Below are 23,996 nucleotides of genomic sequence, written 5' to 3'. Positions count from 1 at the left end.
TCGACAGGCCACGGCATCATACCCTGGCGTCGGCTGGCGGGGAGCGATGATAAATCAACGGCGCAAAGTTTCCAGATCGACAGGCTCATCGACTCAGCCCTGTCCATCGAGTACCTGGTCCAGTTCAACGAGCGTGCCTTGCAGGCGCTGTCGCATCAGCGATAGCTGCGACATCATCAGCACCATCTTTTCGGTCTTTTGACTCACCTCCAGTTCTTGCTCCTGCAGTCGCGAATGGCGTTGGTCCAACGCCCGGCTTTTTTCATCCTGCTGGGTCTGCTGTTGTTGCAGTCGGGCCTGCCACTGTTCAAGCATCTCTTCGCGTTCGGTAACGGCCTGTTTTTTCTGCGTCAGTTCCTGGGCAACCCTTGCGAGATTGCTCAGCGTACTGTCTATCTCGAGCATGGAGGTCTGCTCCCTCGGAGAGAGGGAGGACGACGGGGTTTCGAGGTGTTCTGCCTGAACGGACTGCGCTCGGGGTTCGGCTGGCACCTGCGGCACCTCCGGCACCTCGGGTTCCGTGACCTGTGAATGAGGTGGCTCTTCAACGAGGGCTTCTTCCACAGGCGGCGGGGCGGACTTGGGCTGGCTCTTGCCTCGGGGCGGTGCAACCATTTGCGATGAAAAGCGAATGGAAGGCACGATGACTGCGCTGCTTTCGATCGCAGGCGCAGCAGGGGCAGACATGCCCAATGTAATCACCTTCATCACAAGGGCTTTCTTGACGATCACCGAGTGATGGTCCTCGGGCCTGGCAGGCGGCAACCTGCAGCCTTTCAGGTCAATGAAATGAAACGGAACCTGAGATTCATTGAGGGCACTGTCCTTATTGCCCGATGCCGCCGCCATCATCAGGATTTGCTTGAAGACTTGCATCGCTACTTGCAAATCCTCTTTGGACTCGACGCCGCCAAGGAAATACCGCTCGAGTTTTTTGCGCAAGGCCGCGATATACACCCTGGAATGACCAGGCTCGGCTTCTTCATCAAGGCTATACACCAGGAAGTTGGAAGCAGTCTGTTCGACAGCGAACCCACACAGCAGTGCGCCGTTGACCGGGGCATTCTCGCCGCTGCGCTCAAGAACAAGGGTACGTAAAAGCATCATGGCAGTCAGGCCTCATTATAAAAAGAAAACCTTATATAAATATCAGACAAATATCCGACCATTATTAAGTACTCAACACACAACAATTGTTTCAGTACGTTATCAACTCAAACGTAGGACTTTACTTATTAAGTGCACCCAGCGTTCCCAAGCACGGGTATTGAACGTAGTCTTTTTAAGGCACCACCACACACTAACGAAACTTTCTTCAGGCACCGCCCAATAGATTCGGTAATCCTATGATCGAGGTCAGCAACCTGACAAAGTACCTGGGCAAAAAAAGCGTGATCAGCGACTTTTCGTTCTGTGCCCAACGCAAGGAATGCGTGGGTTTGCTGGGCGAGCATGGCGCCGGTAAAACAACATTGCTGAATTTGCTTTCCGGCATGATCAAGCCCACCAGTGGGCATATCAGTATTCAGGGTTTCAGTACCCAGACCGATTCAGTTCTCGCCAGGCAAGCCGTTGGCTACCAGCTTCAAGGGGGAATCACCCATCACACGCTGTCGGTCAAAAGCATCCTCAACTTCGTTGCCGCCGCTCGAGGGTTCAGCGGTGCCGAAAAACGCAGGCACGTGGACCGGGTCGCCACACGACTGGAGCTACTTCCTGTACTCAACTGCCCCATCAATGTGCTCAGCCAGGACTTGAAGCGCAGAGTCGCGATTGCGCAAGCCATTGTGCATTCCCCCAGCGTGCTCCTGCTGGACGAGCCCATGGAAGGGATGAACGCCGAGCAACGGCTCAAATTCAGGGCGCTTGTTCAGTCCCTTAACGAGGAAATGAGCGTCATCATTGCCTCCCGCCATTACGACTGGCTGTCCGACATCTGCACCCGCGCCCTGGTCATCGCAAGCGGGCGACTGATTATCGACGCTTCGCTGGAAGATTTGCAGCGCAGTTCCCGGCACTTCCAGGCGGTGACACTCGCAGCGGATCCGCCCCTGGATCTACTCGCGCTTGCGGTATTACCAGGGGTTGCAGGCATCGAAGAAGACCGTCTAAACCCAGGCAAAGTGACGGTTCTGGCCATGCCCGGGCACGCCATCTTCCCCGCCATCAATTCACTCATTACCCATCGCGGCTGGAACATAACGTCACTGCATCTGGAGCCAGGTCGCTTGAACGATGTCGTTCACCCTCTGAGCCACGAGGTATCGCCTTGAAACTGCTGCCCCTCATTTTCAAACGCCAACTCGCCAGTTATGCCAGCACCCCCATCACTTACCTGAGCGTGGCGTTTTTCCTGGTGCTATGTGCGGCGCTGGGATTGCACACCTACCGCTGGATGGAGCGAGACAGCAGCGACTTGCAGGCTTTTTTCGAGCTGCACCCCTGGCTCTATCTGCTACTGATACCCAGCTTATCCATGCACATGTGGTCTGATGAACACAGCGCCGGATTTTCCAACATGATCAAAACCCTGCCCGTCACCTCAGCAGAACGGGTGATCGGAAAATTCCTGGCAGCCTGGGCGGTATGCAGTGCTGCGCTGTTGTTGAATTTTCCTATAGTGATCGCCGCCCATTATCTTGGAACGCCTGATAACGGGGTAATCGCATCACAATTTCTGGCAAGCTGGCTGCTGGCAGGAAGTTATCTAGCTGCCGGTTGTTTTATCTGTGTACTCACGCACCAGCGCCTTGTAATTTTCCTATTGACGACGGGCTTGCTGCTGACCATCAGCGGGCTTTCTTCAATCCTGGATGCACTTGAACATCAGGCACCGATCTGGATAGTTGATAGCGTGATGAGGCTTGACCCGATTTCCCGCTTCAGCTCAATGGACAACGGCAAAATAACACTTCATGACTGTTTATATTTTATCAGCATGATCCTTGCTTTTCTCTCTGCATCCATTGTCACACTCAACTATAAAAACAGCTGAGAAGGAAAGTCGCTGATGCGATCCGCTCTTCGTACGGGTATGACATTGATCGTCATATCATTACTGTTCCTGGCATTCAATCTGGTCTGGATAAACAAACTACCCGATATTCGCTGGGACTTTTCACAACAGAAAATTCACACCTTATCGCCATCCACGCGGCAACTGCTCGCAACACTTGATAGCCCGCTGGACTTGTATTATTTCAACTCGCTTACTGCACCGAAGAAAAGCCGCATTATGAAACGCTTCGGCCAACGCGTAGAAGACTTGCTTCAGGAATTCGAAGCAGCCGCCGAGGGCATGATCAATTTGCATGTTATTGACCCCACTCCTTTTTCAGAAGACGCCTACAAAGCCAGCTTATTCGGCCTGGATGACACACAGGGATACCTCGGCCTTATAGGCACGCGTGCCGGCCAGGGCACACAACGTATCGAAGCGTTCAACCCCGACGACGAGCCGTTGCTCGAGTATCAAATCAGCCAGTTGATCCATAAATTGATGCACTCCCAGCCTCCCAGCGTCGGCCTCCTGTCCGGGTTGCCGTTGAATGAGTCCGCCGGACACCTTTTGGAGCAAATGCGCGAGCATTTCAACCTGGTGGAGTTGGCATCGAACATTACCCAGGTGCCTCCATCTGTAGGTAGCTTGATGGTGGTACAGCCACGGGCGCTAGCCAAACAAACGCTTTACGCCATCGAGCAATTTGCCTTAAGCGGCGGCAAGCTGATGGTCTTCATCGACCCGGTGAGCGAGATGGGGGCTGAAACCGTAGCGGTAGACTCCGAGCTGGATGGCCTGTTGACCACATGGGGCATACGGATGCCCGCGAACAAGTTGTTGGTTGACAGTCTTTACGCCTCCTCGGCCTCGCTCGGGCCAGGCATGCCTACCGTATTGCACCCAGCCAGGTTGAAACTGCCACGCCTGGCAATGACCGCGCACGACATCAGCACCTGGAAACTCGACAGCCTGAGCGTATCAAGCAGTGGCGCACTCTTGCGCACACGAAAAAGCCGGATGACGTTCACCCCGCTGCTGCAAAGCTCCCGGCAGTCTGCGCTGCTGGACGCCGGGCGTTTCGCTTCAGCGACGGCGTTCGATTCACTCATCGACGAAGCTTCCACCTCGGGTCAGCGCCATGTGATCGCCGCTCGCCTGGAGGGGCCGGCCTACTCGGCATTTCCTGACGGTCTCAGGGGACAGCCGCCAGGCTTACAAAAGGCTGCCCGAATCGAGGTGGTGGTGGTTGCCGATACCGATTTACTCGCGGACGCCGTCAGCCAGACAACGGCCAACAGCAACGTGCAGTTCGTATTGAATACCCTGGATAACCTGGCGGCTCCCGCAGAACTGGCGAATATTCGTCCGCGCCTCACTTCGCATTCACTCAGTACCCTGGAACCCATGCGCGAAGCCGCCGCACAGACCTATCGGGAAACGGCCGCAGAACTGGAACGTCGTCTTGAGCGTACCGAGCAAGCGTGGCAGCGGTTGAATCCACAAGCCACACGCTTGGGCACCCAGGCCGTGGACACCAATACCCAGTTGCAAGCGCTCAACAAAGAGCGCCTGCGCCTGCCCATGGAACTTCATGCCCTCAAGACTCAGGCGTACGCGCCGCTGCACCGCTTCGAGCGGAACCTGAAGCTGCTGATGATCGTAACGGTACCGCTGGTGTTATGCCTGATCGCCTGGGTACGTTATCGCTGGCTGTGTCGACGCCGATGGCCGCCCGCGGGCTTCAGTTGAACATTTGGGGTTGGTAATCAGCGACGGGCAATCAGCCCTTGCCGGGCAATCCGCGTCAGTTGGCGGATCACTTCTTCGGCGTTGTCCGCACTCGGCGCCTGGATCACCGCGAGGTCAAAGCTGTTACTGGCAAAACGGGCCAGGGAGTCGCCATCTTCCACGAACTGGATCAAGAACGCCGAAGGCCGCCCGGTGCGACGTGGCCAGCCGTCCAGGTAACGCAGCAGCGTAGGCTGGTGCTTGCCGCCCAGGAGGATTTTCGGGTTGCGTTGAGTCAGGTCCGCAGTGATCGGGGCCAGGCGTATCAGGGGGCGTAGTGCATTCATCGTGTCGTGTCTCTGCCTCAAAAGTCTGCGGGCAGGTGAGAGGCAACACCGAACCAGCGCTTTAGCGGTATTTCGACCCGTGCCTCCTGACGAGTGCATGGTTCTGTCGGACTGCATCGAGTCCAGTGGCGCCCCGCAATTAGCTGTTTAAATCGGCGCATGAGCAGCATCCTAGAGAAGCTGGCGGGGCAGTGTCAAGAATCCCGAGCAACGAAAAAGGCCCGCACAGGGCGGGCCTCTCATGAGGTGCGAAACGCTCAGTTGGCGATGGCGCGGTCGGCCGACAGTTTGCCGGCGCCTTCGAACAGCACCGCCAGCGAGCCGCCAAGCAGGGCCAGGGCGAATTCATACCCATTGTTTGCCATGAACAGCCCGTTATGAATGTGCACCGAAAAGATCGCCACCAGGGTCAGGAAGGTCAGGCCCAATGCTGCTGGGCGTGCAAGCAGGCCGATGATCAGCGCCAGGCCGGCAAAGAACTCGGTGCCACCCGACAGCACGGCCATCAGCGTGCCCGGCGCCAGGCCAATGCTCTCCATCCACTGGGCGGTTCCCGCCAGACCACCGCCGCCAAACCAGCCGAAGAGTTTTTGCGAGCCGTGGGCAGCGAAGATAATGCCGACGAAAATGCGCAGAACAGTCAGGCCGTAGCCGGCACGGGTCGACAGGACGCGGGTAATCAGTGGGCTCATGGGATAAATCCTTTTTCAGGTAGGGGTTGGTTGGCCGCTATATTAATCAGTTTAAACAATGATAAAAGCCGAAAAATTGCCTTATCAATATCGATAAAATCGATTATTTGCGAGACGCAACTTTCGGCGCTGGCGGCTCCAGGGACTCCCGCTCCCGATCGAACGCCAAGTAGTATTTGTTGACACTATTAACATAGCTGACGCCGCCCATCCCCACCTGCTCCATGGCAATGCGTTCAACCTGAAAAAACCACTGATTGGGGTTGAGCCCCCGGCGCCTGGCTTCGGTACGCATGCCCTGCACCCGCTCCGGCCCCATGTTATACGCCGCCAGCACAAAGGCCATGCGCTCGCGCTCATTGAGCTTGGGGCTGGCGAAAAACTTACGCCGGATCATCGCCAGGTAGCGCGCACCCGCCTGCACATTACTGTCCAGATTCTCGATATTGTTGACGCCCACCCGCTGCGCCGCCGAAGGCGTGATCTGCATCAAACCGGTAGGCCCACCGCTGTTGCGTGCGCCAGGGTCCAGCGCAGACTCCTTGAAGGCCAGCGCAGCCAGGTTCAACCAGTCCATGCCTTGCTCGCGTGCATGCTTTTGCAGGATCGGGCGCAGTTTCTCCAGGCGTTGACGATCGGCGCGGGCCAACGGGTTGCGCACTTGATAGAGACGTCGATAGATACGCTGGAACGCCACATCCTGGTCGGAGGGGGTGTGATAGGTCTTGAGGAAGCGATCGATGCTCGCCCGCAGCATCGACGCATCCTGGCGCACGAACCAGTACTCGTCACCCGGCTCACTGATGGCCACCTGCTTGTCAAAGCGCAACTTGGGCAGGATTTTCGACCAGCGTTCGGCAATCGGCTTTTCCACGATGGTCAGGTGAAAGATCCCGGCCTGCACCATCTCCAGCACGTCTTCCACCGCCAGGCTCGGGTCGACCCATTCCACCTTGATCGGCGGCTGCTTGTGCAGGGCCAGCTTCTGGTTGACCTGGCTGATCGCATCCGCCGCCGCGCTGCCGGTGGTCAGCGTCAGGGTACGGCCCGACAACTGCTCCAACCTGGTAAACCGGCGTTCACCCTTGACGCCGACCAGCCACAACGGCACATCGCTGGCAATCGGGGCACTGGCGCTGATCTTGTGCGCGGCCTTCACGTCCAGCAATTCGCCAGGGGCAACCAGGTCGCCTTCGCCACGGGCCAGTGCGCCAAGCAACTGCTCCTTGGCCTTGGGGATGATCTTGAGGTTGATTTGCTGGCCATCACGGGCATGGCCATTGAGGTATTGCTCGAACGCACGCAGGCGATCGTATTCGACACCGATGGCCTGGCCCTGCACTTCACCGGAGCTGTTACGGCTCTGGTTGACCAGTACACGCAGGGTGCGACTGGAACGAATGTCTGCCAGGTCACGCACCTTGCCGGGCTTTGTCACTTCCAGCGGCCCATCCAGACGCGCGACCGCCGCCATGGGCAGCAGCAACGTCACGCACACTAAAAGCAAAGCCGAGGGTCGGATCATCCGCTCTCCGGAAAGAATACTGGCCAACGCCTTCGTGAATGCGAGGTGTTGGGCGTCAGAAACAGAGCGCTTTAAGCGCTGGCAAGGCGCGCAACGGCGACACGGTGAGAGGCAGCGGGCCCGGCACAATGTCGCTTGCGACGTTCAAAGACAGCGATAACGCGTTGTAGTTCTTCGTTTTTCTTATAAATCTACAGCTCTGATATGCTTTCCGGCCGCAGGCGGAGATAGCACCATGCAACTCATTGATATCGGCGTCAACCTGACCAACCCCAGTTTCGACGAGAGGCACTCGGCCGTTCTCGAGCGTGCCTACGCCGCTGGCGTGCAACAATTGGTGCTCACCGGCACCAGCGTCGAAGGCAGCGAGCAGGCCCTGGAACTGTGCGTAAAACTCGATGAAAGCGCACAACGCCTGTTCAGCACCGCTGGTATCCATCCCCACTCCGCCAGCGCTTGGAACCGCGACAGCGCCCAACGTTTGCGCGACTTGCTCGGCGAAACACGCGTGCGCGCCGTCGGCGAGTGCGGACTGGATTTCAACCGTGATTTTTCGCCGCGCCCGCAGCAGGAAAAAGTCCTCGAGGAACACCTGGCCCTGGCCGTCGAGCTGAAACTTCCCGTGTTCCTTCACGAGCGCGATGCCAACCAACGCCTGCTGGAGATTCTCAAGGACTACCGTGACCATTTGCCCGCCGCCGTGGTGCATTGCTTCACTGGCGAACAAGCGGCGCTCTTCAGCTACCTCGACCTTGACCTGCACATCGGCATCACCGGTTGGATCTGCGACGAGCGCCGTGGGACGCATCTGCACCCATTGGTCAGGGAAATTCCCCGTGGCCGTCTGATGCTGGAAAGTGACGCGCCCTACCTGCTGCCGCGCACGCTGCGCCCGAAGCCGAAGAACGGCCGCAACGAACCCGCCTTCCTCACCGACGTGCTGCGCGAGGTTGCCCTGCATCGCAATGAAACGTTGGAAGAGCTGGCTACGCACAGCACCGCCTGTGCCCGCGCCTTTTTCGGCCTGCCTGCCGTGGAGTGATGCGGCGCATTGACCCATGTCAAAAACGCTTTCCTGAGTAGCGGCACAATAATGGCACCTTGCCAATGCTGTTTCCGCTATCAGAGAAAACCTTCCATGGGTGCCTGGCTTAGCAATATCTCGCTCAAATACAAATTCTGGGCCGTCAACGCGGTGGCCTTCATCACTACCCTGCTGCTGGTGCTGTATGCCGTCCAGCTCGAACAACAGGCGCGCAGCCATGCGTCCCAGGTGTCGGCCCAGGCCCAGGGGCAGTTGCTCAACGCCTGGCCGGCTGACAAGCCACTGCCCACCGGCGAGAACTGGCTGACCTTCACCCGCGGCCAAGTCCCACAACGTGCAGGCGAGAATCTGTCAGCCTTGCAAGACGCGAGCGGCTGGATCGAGCTCAGTCACCTGCCATTGTTCGGCGTCGATCCGCTGCTGGGCGCCGAGGTCATCCGCCGTGCCGACGGACAGCAGGTCGCCGTACTCGCCTACGCGCCAAGCCTGCGGCAGGTGTTCGGCGAACGTTTCGTCAACTATGCGCTGGCGGTGGCGATCCTGATGCTCGCAATGCTTGGCGCCTCACAACTGCTGATCCGCTTCCTGCTCAGCCAGCTCAACACCCTCAAGGACGTGATGCTGCATGTGGAGAAGACCGGCGATTTGTCCGCCCGCGTGCCCCTGGCCTGCAAGGATGAAGTCGGGCAGATGGCCAGCGCCTTCAACGCCATGCAGGCCGGCTACCAGCGGGTGGTCAACACCGTCGCCCATACTGCCAAACAATTGGACGAGGGCGCCGCGCGGCTGGCCAGCAGCATGAACGAGGTGCAGCGCGGCATGCTCGGCCAGCAAAGCGAGACCGACCAGGCCGCCACGGCGATCAACGAAATGACCGCCACCGTCTACCACATTGCCCAGCACGCCGGTGCCACCCGCGACCTCTCGCAAACCGCCGACACCCTCGCCGGCAGCGGCCAGGAAGTGGTCACCCGCGTGCAACGTTCGATTGCCGGGCTGTCCAGCGGCGTGCAACAGACCGCTGAGATGATCCAGAAACTCGCCGAAGACAGCCAGAAAATCAACAGCGTGGTCGGGGTGATCCACAGCATCGCCGAACAGACCAACCTGCTCGCCCTCAATGCCGCCATCGAAGCTGCCCGCGCCGGAGAAATGGGCCGTGGCTTTGCGGTGGTCGCCGACGAAGTGCGCAACCTGGCCAAGCGCGTACAAAGCTCCACCGACGAAATCACCCGCATGGTCTCGGCGCTGCAAGCCGGCACCCGCGACGCGGTGGATTTCATGCAGGAAAGCTCGTTCAAGGCTGACGACTGCGTAAAGCAGGCCCAGGAAGCCGGTGCCGCACTCGCCGACATCACCGGCGCCGTGGCGCAGATGCGCGAGAGCAATACCCAGATCGCGGTGGCCGCCGAACAGCAAAGCCATGTCGCCGAAGAGATGAACCGCGCAGTGGTGAGTATTCGTGATGTAACCGAGAACACCGTACGGCAGACCGTGGATTCGGCGACCACCAGCCATACACTGGCGGCGTTGGCGGGAGAGTTGAGCAAGGCGATCGGGCAGTTGAAACTGTAGGACCGTTCAGACCGTAATCCGATTCCTACGACCAAGCCACAGCCTACCTGAGATTAAGACGAAACTTCCTCGCCACTCCCGCGAATAACGCCGACTTCTTTTACCGACGAACCTCTGCAAAGTCCCTCGCCTGATCAAACAGTGCGAGGGAGTGCAGATGGTTTTTTTCGTTAGGGCCCAGGTCGCCGGGGCCGTCTTTTGATTCCGGTGATTGCCAGCTTTGTGCTGGTCCCCATGGACCCCGAAGCGCCAGATGTTGAAAGCATTCTTCGGAATTTGCGCGACTGCCTGAATACCTTCGACGACTGGGCCGACAGCTTTTTAAGTGGCTCGGCACTGGAAGTGGAGCAGGTGTTCAAGGTCGGGGAAGACGTCGCACTGGTTGCGCCGATCTCTTCCGACATGCCCAGTCGCACCGTCGCCATGTGCAAAGCCCAGGGTGGGCTGACCCTGGTGCACCTGTTCGAAAGCACCCGGTTCGTGCCGATCGGCAACACGCCGGTCACGCTGCAAGCCATCGCCAAGGACGGCACTCCCATTGGCGCGTCGCTGCAGCGAACCATCGGCCCCAGCGGCATTCTTGAAGTTCCAGAATGCACTCGCGACCAGCAGTACCAGGTCACCTTTTACCCCAACGTTTCCAAGGATCACGTCAAGGCGCTGTATGCGTCCTACCAGTCGGTGATCGCCGGGCTGGAAGCTGACCTGCGCCAGCAATGGAACGAGCGCTTCAAGCTTCAGTGGGCCGACTTTGCAAACGCCCCGCCCTTCACGCGCAGCGCGAAACAGGGAGCGGCCTTTGCAACCGGGATTGGCAAGGCCTTTTACAACCTGTGGGACAACATTACCGAGCTGTACGACCTGCTGGCGAACCTCAAGTCCAACAGCGAACGGTTGTTGAAGTACATCTCCCAAGCCGAACTGGATCAGTTACTCAAGCTGGGTAAAGACACGCTCGCCCAGGGTTTGCTGGTGCTCAGTGATGAGCCGCTGTTATTCATTTATCTCTCGGCGGCGGTGGCCTGGATGCGCATGCTGCCACCGCCCGAGATGTATGAACTGCTGGGTGAGATTACCGGCGAAGTGTTGATCAATCTGTTGCTGATATGGGCGACGCGGGGAATTGGGATCCAGCTTCGGTTGGGGGCTCAGGTACTCAGCCAGGTCAAATCCGGGCGGGCGCGGGCGTTGTTGGAGCTTTTGGCCAAGCAGGTCGTAGGGCCTGGGTTGGAAACCCATGTGGAGGCGGCCAAGCCGTTGTTGCTGAGCAGCGCGGCGACGCCGGTCAAGGCAGTGCCGGTGGCGCCGTTGAAGGCGGGTGACACGCTGGTTTCGAACGCGATGCCGGCGGTGCGCAGCAAGACCCAGCGTACGGCGTTGGTGCGGCAGGAGCATGTGGATGATGTGCCTGCTGTTGCGTCGAATCCGAAGGGCGATGCGGCGGCTCCGGCGGAAAAGACCGTCACCCACGGCTGCCCGGTGTCGATGGTTACCGGCGAGGAACTGCTGACGCTCACCGATGGCACGCTGGATGGGGTCTTGCCGTTCGAGTGGACGCGCTTGTATCGCAGCAGTGCGGTGGAAGTGGATTGTGGGCTGGGGTTTGGTTGGAGTCATGCGCTGGCGCAGCGGCTTGTGGTGTCAGGCGATTCGGTGGTGTGGACGGACCATGAGAATCGCTCGACCACCCTGCCCTTGCCGACGACTGCTCGGCCGGCGATTACCAACAGCCTGGCGGAAGCGGCGATTTACTTGGGGTCGTTGCCTGATGAACTGGTGCTGGCCCAGGGGTCGCGGTTCTACCACTTTCGCGACGGTGGGCTGACGGCGATCAGCGATGCGTATGACAACCGGCTGTTGGTTGTCCGGGATCGGTTGGGGCGGATCGAGCGGTTGGATAACGGTGTGGGCCGTTCGCTTTTGTTGCGTTATGAATTCGACCGCATCGTGGCGGTGGACTACCAGATTCATCGCGCCACGGGGCATGAACCCTTTGTTTGGGTGACCGAGCAGAACGTCGTTGCCTACGCCTATGACGGCGCCGGACGACTGGTTTCAGCGACCAATGCTGTCGGTGAAAGCGAAGTTTATCGGTACGACGAGCAGCACGTCATTCTTGAACGGCAGTTGGCCGGTGGGGCGCGTTTCTTTTGGGAATGGGAGCGCGTTGGCAAGGCGGCGCGCTGTGTCCGCCATTGGGCCAGTTTCTCGCAGATGGACACACGGTATGCCTGGGGCGATGACGGTCGAGTCACCGTGCACAACGCCGACGGCAGCCAGGAAGTTTACGTACATGACCAGCGGGCGCGATTGGTACAGCGCATCGATCCCGACGGCGCCCAGCATTTCAAATCCTACGATGACAAGGGCCGTCTGACCGTCGAGCAGGACCCGCTGGGTGCGGTGACGGCCTATCAATACGACGAAGCCGGACGCTTGGTCGCGCTGTTTCCGGGGGATGACGAGCCAACATCCTACGAGCATGACAACGGTTTCGTACGGGTTGTAAGACGTGGTGAGGCGGTCTGGAAATACGAGCGTAATGACCAGGGAGATGTCATTCGCCAGATCGATCCGGATGGCAACGCGACCGACTACAGCTACGACAAACAGGGACAACTGACCGGGGTTTGGTACCCCGACAACAGCTGCCATCGCTTGGTGTGGAATGAGCGCGGGCAGCTTGTTGAAGAGCAATTGCCCAATGGCGGGATCAAGCGCTATCGCTATGACGACCTGGGCCGGCAGGTTGCGCGTGAGGATGAACAGGGCGCGCTGACCCAGTATCAATGGGACGCCGTAGGCCGGTTAGCTCGCTTGGTACTGCCGGACGGTGCCACACGAGAATTCAGCTACAACCCCTACGGAAAAATCATCGCCGAGCGCGACGAACTCGGCCACGTCACCCGCTACGAATACGCCGACGGCCTGCACCTGATCAGCCGCCGCATCAATGCCGACGGTACCCAGGTCAAGTACCGCTACGACAACGCTCGCTTACTGCTCACCGCCATCGAAAACGAAGTCGGCGAAACCTACCAACTCGACTACCACCCCAACGGCCTGATCCAACAGGAAACCGGCTTCGACGGCCAACGCACTGCGTATGCCTACGACCTCAACGGCAACCTGTTGGAGAAAACCGAATACGGCGACGATGGCAGTCAGCTTGTCACTCAATACCAGCGCGACCATGCCGGCCGCCTCGTAAGAAAAACCCTGCCCGACGGCAGCGTTGTCGACTATGCCTACGACCGCCAAGGCAACCTCCTCAGCGTCGACGACGGCCACTGGTTTCTGGCCTACGAATACGACCGCCAAAACCGCCTCACCGCCGAACACCAAGGCTGGGGCACGTTGCGCTATGGCTACGACGCCTGCGGCCAGTTAAAAAACCTGCGCCTGCCGGACAACAACCGCCTCACCTTCAACCACGACAAAGGCGGGCATCTCGCCACCGTCGAACTGAACGGTGCGCTGCTGACTTCCCACCTGTTCAAAGCAGGCCGCGAACACCAGCGCCAACAAGGCCAACTCCTCAGCCACTACCACTACGACGACCAAAACCGGCTACATACCCACGCCGTCACGCAGCAGGAAAACCACCTCTACCAACGCCACTACGACTACGACAAAACCGGCAACCTCACCCGCCTGCACGACACCCGCAAAGGCGAACACCTTTACCACTACGACCCACTCCACCGCCTGACCCGCGCCGATCACTCGCAAGACATACAAGAACGTTTCGGCCACAACCCTGCCGGCAACCTGCTCATGCAAGACAGGCCGGGCCCGGACATCGTTGCGGGTAATCGGCTGATGATCCAAGGCGATCACCATTACGACTATGACGCCTTCGGCAACCTGATACGCGAGCGACGTGGCAAGGGTCATTCACTCGTTACCGAGTACCGCTACGACTGTCAGCACCGGCTGATCGGCATCACCAAGCCCAACGGCCAAACCGCCAGTTATCGCTACGATCCGTTTGGGCGGCGCATCAGCAAAACCGTGGATGGAATCACCACAGAGTTCTTCTGGCAAGGCGACAAGCTGATCGCCGAACACCATGCAGATCGTCATCGCAGCTACCTCTACGAACCCGACAGCTTCCGCCCATTAGCACTGCTGGAAGGCTTCGGCCCACAAGAAACCAAGCCCTACCACTACCAACTCGACCACCTCGGCACACCGCAAGAACTCACCACGCCCGAAGGCGAAATCGTCTGGTCCGCCCACTACCGCGCCTACGGAGAAATCAGCCGTCTCGACGTAGGCAAAGTCGACAACCCGCTGCGCTTTCAAGGCCAATACTTCGATCAGGAAAGCGGCCTCCACTACAACCGCCATCGCTACTACAATCCGGATATTGGTCGTTACCTGACGCCTGACCCGGTGAGGCTGGCGGGTGGGATCAATGCATACCAGTACGTGCCCAATCCGACAGGCTGGGTAGACCCGCTAGGATTAAATAATTGCCCAGGAGGTGATGGCTGCCGATCGAGGTCTGAGGTAAAGGACCCTGCAACAGTTACGCCTCCAGTTAAAGGGGATCCTAAGCAGCCAATCAATAGCGGCGGAAAATACCTTTATCGGGGTGATGACAAGACGCCAGACCATGTATTTAAAAATGGTTTCAAAAGCAAAGGCGAAAGCAATGACTTGTATTTGCACGCTTTGGATAGTAACAACCCACCAAGTAACTTTATCAGTACTTCTCCATCGACGCTCATAGGAATCGATTTTGCGACTAGATACGGAACTCGAAAAGGATTTCTCTACGCTTTGCGGAAAATCCCCGGACGCGACGTCAACAAAGAGCTTGGGAAATTGGCTCCTTTTGACAGCGAGGCAGAAATCGCTATACAAAGTAAAATCAATACAGCAGACATTTTAGGGGTAACTCCAGTTAAGCGTGATGGTAGCTACGTAGGCTATTCAATTCCGAATCCAAACAGGGAGATCAAATGAAAACAAAAAAAATCAAAGCCATAATAGACAATGTAGAAAAGTACGTTACTTTTAAGTACGACTCAGCCCATACAAAATTAATGTTCTCCGAAGCAGATAACTTTGGAAAAGTGTATACGGCAGAGGATATTTATATATGTTTAGGAAAAGTCATGACTGACTTCCCACACATACAGTTTCTTTGTAAAGGCGCGAAAATAAATGTCCGACCCTCAAGCATGTCCTCACAAATGAGTGGCGGGATGGTCGCCTATGAATTGACCCTTGGAAAACGTACAACACGAGAAGACTTGGTTCACATATTTGATTTTGAAGATCAAAATCTGACGAATGATCCACATCAACAGCATCGCTTCTACAAAAAATGGATAGCATCTATAGGTGCCGAACGAAGCGAGCCCTAGGCCAAGTAAGAGCTGACCCGAATAGGCCAGCGCCTGCTGGCTGGGCTCCCGGGCACAAAAGACCATTGGCCATTCAGGAACAAAAAATGAAACACTGGAATAACCTTGATGACACTATCTTTTTCAACAAAGTATTTAGTTACCCAGTTGAAATTGGCAAAATTTATATACATGCAGTAAACATAGAAAACGATCGACCTGACGTGGGGATTGGTTTTGACATACCAGAATTTCCTGATCGCTTACCTGAAAAATGGAAAAACAAAAGCTATAACACATGCAGAATCGGCCTCAAATGTTTGGAAGTAAGCGATTTAAAAATAGCAAACCTTCCGAAGAGAAAAGTTTTCACTGCTAAAATAGAGCAAGACAATAATGGCTTTTTATTTACCGCCAAGTCGAAAAATGCCTCTATTGAATTTAAGGCCAAGTGGTTATTTTTAGCCGGTCCGTCCGTGTATATGAACTGTCCGGAACCGGGCGACCACGATTGGTCAGATACCTGGTCATAGGTGACGCTCAGTCGCGGGCATGTTCGATATTGACGTGGTATTGGCACCAGTCGAGAGTGGTCAGGTGCTGCAGCGGCTGGATGAGCTCCAATGATGGACCAGCACAAGAATGAAATCTTGGACGCGCGGGGTCATCGGGTAATGACTCGTGAGTATGAATTTACCCGTGCTGACGGCTCCAAGGTTCTAATTCAAGATCACGGTGCTGGGCATAAATTTTCAGCGCCTGGCGGAAAGGGAGATCAAGCGGCACACTTTAACCTAAGGCCAAAACACAGCCCGAGGAATGGAAAACTAAAAGGCGCAAAAGCTCACTATTATTTCAAGGAAAAAAAATGAAATACTGGAACAACCTGGAAAATACTATATTTTTTAATAAGGTGTTCACCCAACTAATAGAGATAGGCGAAATAACCCTTTTCAATGTAACGATTGACAATGACAGACCCAATATCGGTTTAGGGTTTGATATACCAGAGCTCCCAGATTCCCCTCCGGACAAATGGCTCAAGGAAGGATTCAATTCCTGCAGAATAGGTCTGGACTGCGGAGGGCTGAGCGACGTTAAGATCAGCAACGTGCCTACTGGAGAACCGTTAAAAATGGTAATACGCAAGCACGAAAAATTTTATGAATTGCGGGCAGAGTCCAATACGTCATTAATCGAATTCAAAGCCAAATATATTTCGCTATGCGGACCGTCCGTTTACTTCAACGATCCAGACTCAGCATGCTATTAAATTCGGAAGATATATGCATGACTTTGTTGAGGGCTCTATAGCTCCCATAGCCAACCACAATTCGCCGCCCTAGCTCTCCCAACCTACACTTTATCCAAGTTGTTTAAACGGACAGAGGATTCACCACCATGGGCAAACGTCACCCCAATCTCCCCGCCTGGCAATGGCGTAATTACCCACAAAACCATCAACACCCGACCAATCTGGCTTTGCACCTGATTGCCGTGCCGCTGTTCATCATCGGCTTTCTGTTGATCGTTTCCGGTGTGTTCAGCCTGAGCCTGGTCAGTTTTGCCGTAGGCGTGATCGGCATTTTGGCGGGCCTGGCGCTGCAGCGTCACGGCCACAGCCTGGAAGCCCAGGCGAGTGAGCCGTTCAGCGACCGTAAAGACGCGGTGCAGCGCCTGGTGGTCGAGCAGTTCGTGACGTTTCCGCGCTTTGTGCTCAGCGGCGGCTGGTGGCGGGCGTGGCGCCAGCGTCACCGGCATTGAGGGTCAGGCGAAGACCACCACGGTCTGGCGACTGAGGGCGATCAACTCGCCGGTCGGGCTCCAGAGCGCGGCGGCGGCATGGCCGTAGCCGTCGCGGGCGTGTTCGATGTTGACGTGGTATTGGCACCAGTCGAGGGTGGTCAATTGCTGCAGGGGCTGGATGAATTCGATGGTCCAGGTCAGGGTGCTGCCCGGCGCCGGTTTCTTCAAATGCGGAAGTAACGCCGGGGGCCAGGCGTCGACCAGTGCGAGGATGTGCGCCTCGGTCAGGGGCTCTTCTTTCACGTCCCCACGCAACCGTACCCAACCGCCCATGTCGCGGGATTTATTGCCGGTAAACGGCAGGCCGCCGACGCTCCAGCGCATTGCCAGATGCCGCATGAATTCAGGGGTGACGCCCTTGATATAGGGCAGCTCCTGGCATTCATCCCAATGTTTGAACACGGGTGGCGGCTCGCTCGCGACGTCAATTTCCGAGGTGCGGGGCGCACCGAAACTGGCCTGGACCAAGGTCGCCACTTCACCGTTCTGCACCACACGGCCCAGCAATTGGCTGACAGCCTTGCCTTCGCGCAGCACTTCAACCTGATAGCTAGCGGGTACATCCGGCGCGACCGGGCCAACGAAAGTGATCGCCAGGGAGCGCAGCGGCCGGTCTGCCGGCACGTGGGCGCGCAAGGCTTCGTATTGCAACGCGGCGACCAGGCCACCAAAGGTGGCGCGACCTTGGGCCCATTCGGCAGGAATGGTGACATCCTGTGGGTTTTGACGGGCAGCGTCGAGCAAATCACTAAAGCGCATGGCGACCTCGAATCCAGAAAATCAATGAGAGATCTTAACCAGCAAGCACCGCAGGTACAGCGCCTATTCCGGCCAAAAACCGGACCGGTTCAGAAACAATCGGCGCTGAGCTTATCCAGAACCCGGTCCGCCTGCCGCTCGGCCTTGGCCATGGTTTGACGCCAGGTGGCGACGAAGGGCTCAAGATCGGCCTGATGCTCGGCCAGCATCAACCACTGCCAGCAGTCGTGCCAGTCACCCAGGGCGCCCTGGGCTTTTTTCAGACCGGACAGGGCCTTGGCGGGCAATTTATCCAGCTCGGGATACGCCTCGGCGGCGTAGCGCACGCGTTTGATCAACAGGCGCAAACGGTGGCGATCATGCTCGGGGTCTTTCAGCGCGTGGTCGAGTGCGTTCCATTGCTTGGTCAGGCGTTTCTGGATGCGCGAGCGCAGGCCCTTGAGCAATTTCTGCCGTTGGGAAGCGCGGATAAACCGTGGAAACGCATCGAGGATCTGCAACAGGTGTGCGAGTTGCGAGCTCTGCGCCACCTGGCGATAGGCCTCAGGCTGCAGACGCAGACGCCGCTCAGCCGCCTCATAATGACCTTGCTGCTGCAAGTACGCCGTCAGCACCTCACGGTCACGCAACGGTGTGGTCAACTGGCCGACCGCGCGGGCGGCCGATTCAAGCTGTTCGACACCCGGTAACCCGCGCAAGGGGCGCAACAGGCTGCGCATGCGGCGCACGGTAGTGCGCAGATCATGCAAGGCTTCATCATCGGTGACGGCGGCAAGACGCGCCTGACAGCTCAGTAACCCTACTTCCAGGCCGATGACCTGAGCGACCAACTGATTGACCAGCGCTGACATCCTGCCCTCCCTGTGTGATGAAACAGCCTACTCGCGGCTAGCGAATCAACGCCCGGCGCGTGACTCACGGATATAGAAGCGCGCTTTCTCGGCCTTGTTGGAGCACCCTTCGAACGCTTCGAATTGCTGTTGGGTCTTGGCCCCGGTCAACAACGACAAAGCCTTGGAGTAGCTGACGGTGCCCGCGAAGCCCTCGGCCTTGGCCAGGTCCAGTTCTTTCCAGGCCGCATCCAACTGCGACCCGCAGCTGTCGCGATACGCGGTTTTCCCGGCACAGCCCGCCAAGGCCAACAGGATCACGGGAACACACATCCAGGCTTTCATCGATGACACCTCAAAATATACAAAATCTGTCGTAGCCTGTAGACGTTGCCTACAGGGAAAAGTGCCTTGTCCTTAGCCTGAAATCAGTAGTACCCATTGCCAGAGCATACCCGAGCCTAGACGCGATTCTGGAAAAATATTGCCAAGGCTTACCGAGGATTGTAGCGGCCCCCTTGATGGGTGCATTGTGGGGCACCTGTTTCACGAAGGATCTGGTCATGAAGAAACGTGTTGCCTTAGTGCTGGGCTCCGGCGGAGCCAGGGGCTACGCCCATATCGGGGTGATCGAAGAGATCGAACGACGCGGCTATGACATCGCCTGTATTGCCGGCTGCTCGATGGGCGCCGTGGTCGGCGGGATCTATGCCGCCGGCAAGCTGGACGAGTACCGAAACTGGATCGAAAGCCTCGATTACCTCGACGTGTTGCGCCTGGTGGATGTAAGTTTTCGCCTGGGCGCGATTCGCGGTGAAAAGGTGTTCGGGCAGATCCGCAAGATCGTCGGCGAGATCAATATCGAAGAGCTGCGCATCCCCTACACCGCCGTGGCTACCGACCTCACCAACCAGCAGGAAATCTGGTTCCAGGAAGGCTGCCTGCACCAGGCCATGCGCGCGTCGGCCGCGATCCCCAGCCTGTTCACGCCGGTGATGCAGGGCAACCGCATGCTGGTGGATGGCGGCTTGCTCAACCCGTTGCCCATCGTGCCGGTGGTGTCGAGCCATTGTGACTTGATCATCGCGGTCAACCTCAACGCCACCAACCAGAAGCACTATCATTTGCCGGTGATCCAGCGCCCGCCGGCATTCAAGAGCCGCTTCAACAGCCTGGCAAAATCATTGGGTTCGCACCTGCCGTTTCGACGCAAACAGGCCGAGCAGTTGATGAAGCTCGAGCAGGAAGCGTTGCAGGCCCAGGCCGCCGAGATCAACCCATGGCTGGAGTCGGCCGAGCCCGAATCCCAGCAACCCGCCGCCGCGCCGGAAAAACCCGGCACGCCGAAGTCGGCCACAGGCTCGTTCATTATCGATAACGTCGGGCCTGCGTCGCTGCTGGACCTGATCAACCAGAGTTTCGAAGTGATGCAAACGTCATTGGCACAGTACAAAATCGCCGGCTACCCGCCGGATGTGCTGATCAACGTGCCCAAGCGGGTGTGCCGTTTTTTCGAGTTCTACAAGGCGCCGGAGTTGATCGCGTTGGGGCGGGAAATTGCCAGTGATACGTTGGATCGGTATGAGAGTGAGCAGTCTTGAGAGTGTAGGCGTTGCTGACGACCCCATCGCGGGCAAGCCCACTCCCACAATTGGACTGAGTTCAACATGAGCATGCGGTCGAATGTGGGAGTGGGCTTGCCCGCGATGACGCTTGTTGAGGCAGCGAAACTCTATCCACCCTAAGTATTCAGCAATCGATACCCCACCCCCGCTTCAGTCACGATAAACCTCGGCTGCGTCGGGTCATCCGCCAGCTTCTGCCGCAAATGCCCCACCACAATGCGCAGGTAGTGGCTGTCTTCGGTGTGGGTCGGCCCCCAGATATCCTTGAGCAATTGCTGCTGGGTAATCACCCGCCCTGGATGCCGCGCCAGTTGCGCCAGCACCGCGTATTCCTTGCGGGTCAACGCCACCTCGGCACCGTCCAGCAGAACGCGGCGGTAGGCCAGGTCTACCGTCAGCGGGCCGAAACTCAGGGCGGCTTCCTGAGACTCGCCCGCCGGTGCCTGGCGCAACAACGCACGCACACGGGCGAGAAATTCCTGGATACCGAAGGGCTTGGTTACGTAGTCATTGGCGCCGCCGTCGAGGGCATCGACCTTTTGGCTCTCGCTGGCCCGTACCGACAGCACCAGCACCGGCACCGTCGACCACTCGCGAAACTCGCGCAGCACTTGCTGGCCGTCCATGTCGGGCAAGCCCAAGTCCAGCACCAGCAGGTCCGGTTTGCTCAAGGCCGCTTGGGCCAGGCCTTCGTTGCCGGTGCCGGCTTCGATCACCTTATAGCCCTGGGAGGCCAGGCTGATGCGCAGGAATTTGCGGATCTGCGGTTCGTCATCAATGACTAGAATCGTCGCGGTCTGGCTCATGGTGTCTAATCAATATCCATTAAAAACAAACCATTGTAGAAACGAACCTGTTGTGGCGAGGGAGCTTGCTCCCGCTGGAGTGCGAAGCGCTCCCAAACTAGTCAGGCAGATGATGCGTCGCGACCGAATGGTTTTGGGGCTGCTGCGCAGCCCAGCGGGAGCAAGCTCCCTCGCCACAGTAGGCACACGTTTTCAAAGGTCAGTGTCCAAGCCCGGCTGAGATTGTAGCGGCAGAAACAGGGTGATGCAGGTGCCGCGCCCCTCAATGCCATCCGCCACGCTGATATGCCCCCCATGTGCGCCGACCATGCCCTGGCAGATCGCCAGGCCAAGGCCGGTGCCCTGCCCGCCCCGATCACCACGGGCAGCGGTGTAGAACATGTCGAAGATCTTCGCACGTTCATCCTCGGGAATCCCCGGCCCTTCATCGGCCACGGCGAAAAACAACTGGTTGTCCGCGACACCGGCGCTCAACTGCAAACGGCCCTGGGGCGGCGAAAAACGTGCGGCGTTCTCCATTACATTGACCAACGCCTGCTCGATCAACGCAGCGTGCACGTAGAGCAACGGCAGCTCCGGCGGCACATGGATACTCACTTGCAACGGCGCCAGCACCGCGCGCAAACGCCCAAGGGCGCTGCCGACGATATCGCCGGGCGAGACCCAATCGCGCGCCAGCTTCAGCGCGCCGTGGCCCAGGCGGGTCATGTCCAACAGGTTCTGGATGTAGCGGTCGAGGCGCTCGGCTTCATCGCGGGTGCCTTCGAGCAAGTCGCGGCGATCCTCCAAAGGGATCGCCTCGCCCAGCGCCAGCAGGCTGTCAATACTGCCGCGCATGGAGGTCAACGGCGTGCGCAGATCGTGGGATACAGAGGCGAGCAAGGCGCTGCGCAGTTGTTCGGTTTCGCCGTGCAAACGCGCCGACTCCAACTCCTGCCCCAACTGCGCCCGCGCCAGCGCCTGGGCCAGCGGCTGGCTCAAGGCGGTGAGCAGGCGGCGGCGTTGGCCGCTCAGTTCCAGGCCGGGCTTGGCACTGACACCGAGCAAACCCAAGGGCCCCTCTTCGCCCGACAACGGCCACCACCACCAGCGCCCAAACGGCAAGGTGCCGGTGCCCACACCCGCCGGCTGGTCGTGCTGCCAGGCCCAATCGGCGGCAGCGCGTTCGGCTTCGGTAAGGGTCAACGGGCCACCGGTCTCGATTGTCCAGCCGCCCTCGCCGTCGCGATTGACCAGGCATACATCCAAGTCATTCCAACCTTGCAGGTGGTGAGCCGCCGCACTGATAACGGCCTGGCGATCCGTGGCTGCTGTGAGCTTGCGCGACAGGTCGAGCAGCTCGCTGGTTTCTTCCTGGGTATCGCGCAGCGCCTGCAACTGGCGACGCTGGCGCGCAGCCAGGTTGCCGGTGAGCGCTGCCATCAACAGGAAGAACAACAAGGTCAGCACATCCTCTTCACGCTGGATGGCAAAGGAGAAATTCGGCGGAATAAACAGAAAGTCATAGGTCATGAACGACAACGCCGCGCACACCAGCGAAGGCCCCAGACTGCTGCGCACCGCCACCAGCAGCACCGCCGCAAGAAACACCAGTGAGATATTCGGCAACGGCAATACGCTGGACACGCCCCAGGCCAAGCCGGCTGCAACAACGGTTGCCACCACGGCCAAGGCGTAGTCGAACCAGCGCAACCCACGCGCATCCGGCAAGCGCGGCGGAGCAGGCATATCGTCGCTGTCGAGCACGTTGATCTCCAGGCCCCGCGCATTGCGCAACAAGCGTGCGGCGAGGCCTCCGCCGAACAGCCGTCGACGCCAGCGCATGCGCGACTGCCCGACCAGTACCAGGCTGGCGCGGCGCTCGGCGGCATGCTGGATCAACGTTTTAGCCACCTCGCCCGCCCGCAGCAACACCACCTCGCCGCCCAAACGCTCCGCCAGTTGCTGGGCATTTTGCAGGCGTAGCCGTGACTGTTCATCTCGCGCGTGGCCGTTGTCGATATGCACCAGGCTCCAGGGTAAATGCCGCCGCTGGGCGACCCGACTGGCATGGCGCACCAGGCGTTCGGCTTGTGCGTCGCCATCGACCCCCACCAGCAAACGACCCCGTACCGCCGGCGCAGCTTGCCCGAGTTGGCGGTAACCCTGGGCCAGGTCGTCGTCGACGTGGGCGGCCGCGGTCTGCATGGCCAGTTCGCGCAGGGCCATCAAGTTGGTCTGGGTGAAAAACGCATCGATGGCCGCCCGCGCCTGTTCCGGCACATACACCTTGCCGTCGCGCAGGCGCTCCAGCAATTCGCGGGACGGCAGGTCGATCAGCAGCAACTCGTCGGCCTCTTGCAGCACCCAGTCCGGCAGGGTTTCACGCACCTGCACACCGGTAATGCCCCGCACCTGGTCATTGAGGCTTTCCAGGTGCTGGACGTTGACGGTGGTGAATACGTTGATGCCGGCAGCGAGCAATTCCTGAATGTCCTGCCAGCGCTTTTCATGCCGGCTGCCGGGCGCGTTGCTATGGGCCAGCTCGTCGACCAGCACCAGCTTGGGCTTGGCCGCGAGCAGGCCGTCGAGGTCCATTTCTTCGAGCATCACGCCACGGTATTCGCTGCGCAACAGCGGTTGTTGCGGCAGGCCGCTGAGCAAGGCTTCCGTCTCGGCACGGCCGTGAGTCTCGACCACCCCGGCAATCAGCGGTACGCCCTGGCGCAGTTGGGTGTGGGCCGCCTGGAGCATGGCGTAGGTCTTGCCCACGCCGGGCGCGGCGCCGAGGAAAACCTTGAGCCGGCCACGGCCGTTGCGGGGTAGATCGGCTAACAAGGCATCGGCGCGGCCGGAGTCGCTCATGCGGGTAGTGTCCTTCAGGTATCAAAGCAGTCAGGTTCAATGTCAATCACATGTGG

General features: G+C 58.5%; 21 protein-coding genes and 1 pseudogene. 12 read left to right on the top strand and 10 right to left on the bottom strand.

Annotation, left to right across the window (positions count from 1 at the left end):
• Window positions 1-93: 93 nt before the first annotated feature.
• Window positions 94-1,107 (bottom strand): hypothetical protein, encoded by a 1,014-nt coding sequence (locus tag C4J87_RS08040; RefSeq protein WP_124366367.1) that lies wholly within the window; start codon window positions 1,105-1,107, stop codon window positions 94-96.
• Window positions 1,108-1,346: 239 nt separating this feature from the next.
• On the opposite strand from C4J87_RS08040, the gene C4J87_RS08035 reads away from it, so the two are divergent.
• Genes C4J87_RS08035 through C4J87_RS08025 form a run of 3 tightly spaced genes read left to right on the top strand, consistent with a single transcriptional unit; the run spans window position 1,347 to window position 4,750 of the window.
• Window positions 1,347-2,273, top strand: coding sequence for an ABC transporter ATP-binding protein (locus tag C4J87_RS08035; protein WP_124366366.1), 927 nt, complete (start codon window positions 1,347-1,349; stop codon window positions 2,271-2,273).
• On the top strand, window positions 2,270-2,995 hold the full coding sequence (locus C4J87_RS08030; RefSeq protein WP_124366365.1) for an ABC transporter permease: 726 nt from the start codon (window positions 2,270-2,272) through the stop codon (window positions 2,993-2,995). The genes C4J87_RS08035 and C4J87_RS08030 overlap by 4 nt, the downstream gene beginning before the upstream one ends.
• A gap of 15 nt (window positions 2,996-3,010) precedes the next feature.
• Window positions 3,011-4,750 carry a Gldg family protein gene (locus C4J87_RS08025; RefSeq protein ID WP_124366364.1) on the top strand — a complete coding sequence of 580 codons (1,740 nt, stop codon included), beginning with the start codon at window positions 3,011-3,013 and terminating at the stop codon, window positions 4,748-4,750.
• A gap of 17 nt (window positions 4,751-4,767) precedes the next feature.
• On the opposite strand, the gene C4J87_RS08020 is transcribed toward C4J87_RS08025, so the two are convergent.
• The 3 genes from C4J87_RS08020 to C4J87_RS08010 form a co-directional block, all read right to left on the bottom strand.
• Window positions 4,768-5,076: a class I SAM-dependent methyltransferase gene (locus C4J87_RS08020; RefSeq protein WP_124366363.1), complete on the bottom strand. Its 309-nt coding sequence runs from the start codon at window positions 5,074-5,076 to the stop codon at window positions 4,768-4,770.
• A gap of 257 nt (window positions 5,077-5,333) precedes the next feature.
• Window positions 5,334-5,768: a DoxX family protein gene (locus tag C4J87_RS08015; protein ID WP_124357637.1), complete on the bottom strand. Its 435-nt coding sequence runs from the start codon at window positions 5,766-5,768 to the stop codon at window positions 5,334-5,336.
• 103 nt (window positions 5,769-5,871) lie between these two features.
• On the bottom strand, window positions 5,872-7,293 hold the full coding sequence (locus tag C4J87_RS08010) for a transglycosylase SLT domain-containing protein (RefSeq protein ID WP_124366362.1): 1,422 nt from the start codon (window positions 7,291-7,293) through the stop codon (window positions 5,872-5,874).
• A gap of 235 nt (window positions 7,294-7,528) precedes the next feature.
• Here C4J87_RS08010 and C4J87_RS08005 point away from each other — a divergent pair, with 235 nt between their 5' ends.
• The 5 genes from C4J87_RS08005 to C4J87_RS07985 all read left to right on the top strand — a co-directional run bounded on the left by C4J87_RS08005 (window position 7,529) and on the right by C4J87_RS07985 (window position 15,803).
• Window positions 7,529-8,335, top strand: a complete 807-nt coding sequence (locus tag C4J87_RS08005) for a TatD family hydrolase (protein WP_124366361.1) — start codon at window positions 7,529-7,531, stop codon at window positions 8,333-8,335.
• 96 nt (window positions 8,336-8,431) lie between these two features.
• Window positions 8,432-9,913 carry a methyl-accepting chemotaxis protein gene (locus C4J87_RS08000; protein ID WP_124366360.1) on the top strand — a complete coding sequence of 494 codons (1,482 nt, stop codon included), beginning with the start codon at window positions 8,432-8,434 and terminating at the stop codon, window positions 9,911-9,913.
• A gap of 198 nt (window positions 9,914-10,111) precedes the next feature.
• Window positions 10,112-14,887: an RHS repeat-associated core domain-containing protein gene (locus tag C4J87_RS07995; protein ID WP_372238436.1), complete on the top strand. Its 4,776-nt coding sequence runs from the start codon at window positions 10,112-10,114 to the stop codon at window positions 14,885-14,887.
• Window positions 14,884-15,291 carry a hypothetical protein gene (locus C4J87_RS07990; protein ID WP_124366359.1) on the top strand — a complete coding sequence of 136 codons (408 nt, stop codon included), beginning with the start codon at window positions 14,884-14,886 and terminating at the stop codon, window positions 15,289-15,291. Before C4J87_RS07995 ends, C4J87_RS07990 begins: the two co-directional genes overlap by 4 nt.
• Window positions 15,292-15,377: 86 nt before the next feature.
• Window positions 15,378-15,803, top strand: a complete 426-nt coding sequence (locus tag C4J87_RS07985; RefSeq protein WP_124366358.1) for an Imm50 family immunity protein — start codon at window positions 15,378-15,380, stop codon at window positions 15,801-15,803.
• 10 nt (window positions 15,804-15,813) lie between these two features.
• On the opposite strand, the pseudogene C4J87_RS07980 reads toward C4J87_RS07985, so the two are convergent.
• Window positions 15,814-15,897: pseudogene (locus C4J87_RS07980) on the bottom strand (thioesterase family protein); the annotation flags it as partial.
• On the opposite strand from C4J87_RS07980, the gene C4J87_RS07975 reads away from it, so the two are divergent.
• From C4J87_RS07975 to C4J87_RS07965, 3 genes are all read left to right on the top strand, one after another.
• Entirely contained in the window at window positions 15,897-16,142 is a 246-nt protein-coding gene (locus tag C4J87_RS07975) for an HNH/endonuclease VII fold putative polymorphic toxin (RefSeq protein WP_256679996.1), read from the top strand. The pseudogene C4J87_RS07980 and the gene C4J87_RS07975 overlap by 1 nt on opposite strands.
• A complete protein-coding gene (locus tag C4J87_RS07970) occupies window positions 16,139-16,543 on the top strand; it encodes an Imm50 family immunity protein (RefSeq protein WP_124366356.1) in 405 nt (134 codons plus the stop codon). Before C4J87_RS07975 ends, C4J87_RS07970 begins: the two co-directional genes overlap by 4 nt.
• Window positions 16,544-16,671: 128 nt before the next feature.
• The gene (locus C4J87_RS07965) at window positions 16,672-17,034 is read left to right on the top strand and encodes an Mpo1-like protein (RefSeq protein ID WP_124366355.1); all 363 of its coding nucleotides are present in this window, start codon (window positions 16,672-16,674) and stop codon (window positions 17,032-17,034) included.
• A gap of 3 nt (window positions 17,035-17,037) precedes the next feature.
• Here C4J87_RS07965 and C4J87_RS07960 read toward each other — a convergent pair whose 3' ends face one another.
• From C4J87_RS07960 to C4J87_RS07950, 3 genes are all read right to left on the bottom strand, one after another.
• Window positions 17,038-17,835, bottom strand: a complete 798-nt coding sequence (locus C4J87_RS07960; protein ID WP_124366354.1) for an acyl-CoA thioesterase II — start codon at window positions 17,833-17,835, stop codon at window positions 17,038-17,040.
• An 89-nt stretch (window positions 17,836-17,924) separates the two neighbouring features.
• Window positions 17,925-18,686, bottom strand: a complete 762-nt coding sequence (locus tag C4J87_RS07955; protein WP_124366353.1) for a CHAD domain-containing protein — start codon at window positions 18,684-18,686, stop codon at window positions 17,925-17,927.
• 45 nt (window positions 18,687-18,731) lie between these two features.
• Window positions 18,732-19,010, bottom strand: a complete 279-nt coding sequence (locus tag C4J87_RS07950) for a hypothetical protein (RefSeq protein WP_003238638.1) — start codon at window positions 19,008-19,010, stop codon at window positions 18,732-18,734.
• 218 nt (window positions 19,011-19,228) lie between these two features.
• Between C4J87_RS07950 and C4J87_RS07945 the strand changes: the two genes are divergently transcribed.
• The gene (locus C4J87_RS07945; protein WP_124361881.1) at window positions 19,229-20,266 is read left to right on the top strand and encodes a patatin-like phospholipase family protein; all 1,038 of its coding nucleotides are present in this window, start codon (window positions 19,229-19,231) and stop codon (window positions 20,264-20,266) included.
• Between the two features lie 140 nt (window positions 20,267-20,406).
• Here C4J87_RS07945 and C4J87_RS07940 read toward each other — a convergent pair whose 3' ends face one another.
• The gene (locus C4J87_RS07940; RefSeq protein ID WP_124366352.1) at window positions 20,407-21,096 is read right to left on the bottom strand and encodes a response regulator; all 690 of its coding nucleotides are present in this window, start codon (window positions 21,094-21,096) and stop codon (window positions 20,407-20,409) included.
• 192 nt (window positions 21,097-21,288) lie between these two features.
• The gene (locus C4J87_RS07935; RefSeq protein ID WP_124366351.1) at window positions 21,289-23,940 is read right to left on the bottom strand and encodes a sensor histidine kinase KdpD; all 2,652 of its coding nucleotides are present in this window, start codon (window positions 23,938-23,940) and stop codon (window positions 21,289-21,291) included.
• Between the last annotated feature and the right edge of the window lie 56 nt (window positions 23,941-23,996).

It is taken from the genome of Pseudomonas sp. R1-43-08 (assembly GCF_003852255.1).
Lineage (GTDB): Bacteria > Pseudomonadota > Gammaproteobacteria > Pseudomonadales > Pseudomonadaceae > Aquipseudomonas.
The sequence above is the reverse complement of the archived record's forward strand: the minus strand, read 5'-3'. Positions and strand labels throughout refer to the sequence as shown.

What these genes read in the sequence shown, in the direction of transcription:
- C4J87_RS08020 (WP_124366363.1), bottom strand. Translation starts at nt 5,076, where the DNA reads ATGAATGCACTACGCCCCCTGATACGCCTGGCCCCGATCACTGCGGAC.
- C4J87_RS08000 (WP_124366360.1), top strand. Translation starts at nt 8,432, where the DNA reads ATGGGTGCCTGGCTTAGCAATATCTCGCTCAAATACAAATTCTGGGCC.
- C4J87_RS08005 (WP_124366361.1), top strand. Translation starts at nt 7,529, where the DNA reads ATGCAACTCATTGATATCGGCGTCAACCTGACCAACCCCAGTTTCGAC.
- C4J87_RS07940 (WP_124366352.1), bottom strand. Translation starts at nt 21,096, where the DNA reads ATGAGCCAGACCGCGACGATTCTAGTCATTGATGACGAACCGCAGATC.
- C4J87_RS07955 (WP_124366353.1), bottom strand. Translation starts at nt 18,686, where the DNA reads ATGTCAGCGCTGGTCAATCAGTTGGTCGCTCAGGTCATCGGCCTGGAA.
- C4J87_RS07985 (WP_124366358.1), top strand. Translation starts at nt 15,378, where the DNA reads ATGAAACACTGGAATAACCTTGATGACACTATCTTTTTCAACAAAGTA.
- C4J87_RS08040 (WP_124366367.1), bottom strand. Translation starts at nt 1,107, where the DNA reads ATGATGCTTTTACGTACCCTTGTTCTTGAGCGCAGCGGCGAGAATGCC.
- C4J87_RS07935 (WP_124366351.1), bottom strand. Translation starts at nt 23,940, where the DNA reads ATGAGCGACTCCGGCCGCGCCGATGCCTTGTTAGCCGATCTACCCCGC.
- C4J87_RS07975 (WP_256679996.1), top strand. Translation starts at nt 15,897, where the DNA reads ATGGACCAGCACAAGAATGAAATCTTGGACGCGCGGGGTCATCGGGTA.
- C4J87_RS07960 (WP_124366354.1), bottom strand. Translation starts at nt 17,835, where the DNA reads ATGCGCTTTAGTGATTTGCTCGACGCTGCCCGTCAAAACCCACAGGAT.
- C4J87_RS08015 (WP_124357637.1), bottom strand. Translation starts at nt 5,768, where the DNA reads ATGAGCCCACTGATTACCCGCGTCCTGTCGACCCGTGCCGGCTACGGC.
- C4J87_RS07970 (WP_124366356.1), top strand. Translation starts at nt 16,139, where the DNA reads ATGAAATACTGGAACAACCTGGAAAATACTATATTTTTTAATAAGGTG.
- C4J87_RS08025 (WP_124366364.1), top strand. Translation starts at nt 3,011, where the DNA reads ATGCGATCCGCTCTTCGTACGGGTATGACATTGATCGTCATATCATTA.
- C4J87_RS07965 (WP_124366355.1), top strand. Translation starts at nt 16,672, where the DNA reads ATGGGCAAACGTCACCCCAATCTCCCCGCCTGGCAATGGCGTAATTAC.
- C4J87_RS07990 (WP_124366359.1), top strand. Translation starts at nt 14,884, where the DNA reads ATGAAAACAAAAAAAATCAAAGCCATAATAGACAATGTAGAAAAGTAC.
- C4J87_RS08035 (WP_124366366.1), top strand. Translation starts at nt 1,347, where the DNA reads ATGATCGAGGTCAGCAACCTGACAAAGTACCTGGGCAAAAAAAGCGTG.
- C4J87_RS07945 (WP_124361881.1), top strand. Translation starts at nt 19,229, where the DNA reads ATGAAGAAACGTGTTGCCTTAGTGCTGGGCTCCGGCGGAGCCAGGGGC.
- C4J87_RS07950 (WP_003238638.1), bottom strand. Translation starts at nt 19,010, where the DNA reads ATGAAAGCCTGGATGTGTGTTCCCGTGATCCTGTTGGCCTTGGCGGGC.
- C4J87_RS08010 (WP_124366362.1), bottom strand. Translation starts at nt 7,293, where the DNA reads ATGATCCGACCCTCGGCTTTGCTTTTAGTGTGCGTGACGTTGCTGCTG.